This is a genomic window from Acinetobacter sp. Res13-Abat-PEC15-P4-01 (assembly GCF_015676285.1).
GTDB lineage: Bacteria > Pseudomonadota > Gammaproteobacteria > Pseudomonadales > Moraxellaceae > Acinetobacter > Acinetobacter nematophilus.
The window spans coordinates 1-892 of the sequence record NZ_JADAIN010000042.1; the positions used below are offsets into that span (position 1 = coordinate 1).

Here is an 892-nt window from a genome sequence, read left to right on the forward strand (position 1 = left end):
TAAATAAGACTATCAATATTTTAGTTTTTATCCTAACTGATAATCTGTACAATATAAAGTTTGATTCTGTTAAAAAAATATAAAGGTTAAAGGGATTTGGCGTTTGTATAATAATAATTAATTAAAATAAAGGTTTAGTATTGTTGGCAGCACATCGGACTGAAGTAGTGTAATAGCGAGAAAAATCCTTTCCTTTTAAATCGGGCTCTTTAAACATTCTTGAAAAAGTAAAGCCAAAAGCAGTTCGAATCATATATTCATCATTAATATTGGTACTTCTAAGGACTTTAGCTGTACCTGTTTCAGGCCCCTTAGGATTTTTTTCTGATGATTTAGAATAATAATCAGGTGCATACCAGTCAGCAACCCATTCTAAGTTTTCATTGATTAAGTCGTAAAAACCTAATGGAGTAGGTTGGTACGCACCTAATTGAGAAACTAAAATGATGGCATCCCCTGAAACCTTACGCGAGAAATCTTTTTGTTGTTGATAACTATTAAAGTTTTTCCCATATTCTAGTTTACCATTATCGGTGGGATAGACCACTTGTTGTCCACGATTACGAGCAGCATATTCCCATTGTGCTTCAGTTGGTAAGTCCATAGGAACATTTAATTGTTTGCCTAACCATTGGCAGTAATCACGCGCTTGATACCAATTGAGTCCAGCGGCAGCATCTTTATATCTCTTATCAATGATATCTGGATCATCCATAACTTTAGGCTGTCCTGTTGCTGCACTATAAGTGTCTAAGTCTTCATAACTGGACTTATAGGCATTTAGGCTATAACTATCTAAAGTGACTTTATGTAAAGGTTTACTATGAGCATCGCCATCAAAAGGTAATTTTCCTTTATTGACGAGTTCACCGAAGTCACCCATCATAAACGT

General features: G+C 34.8%; 1 protein-coding gene. It reads right to left on the reverse strand.

The window, feature by feature from the left end:
- Nucleotides 1–121: 121 nt before the first annotated feature.
- On the reverse strand, nucleotides 122–892 hold a 771-nt coding region (locus IMO47_RS15680), incomplete at its 5' end, for an SUMF1/EgtB/PvdO family nonheme iron enzyme (protein ID WP_196077873.1).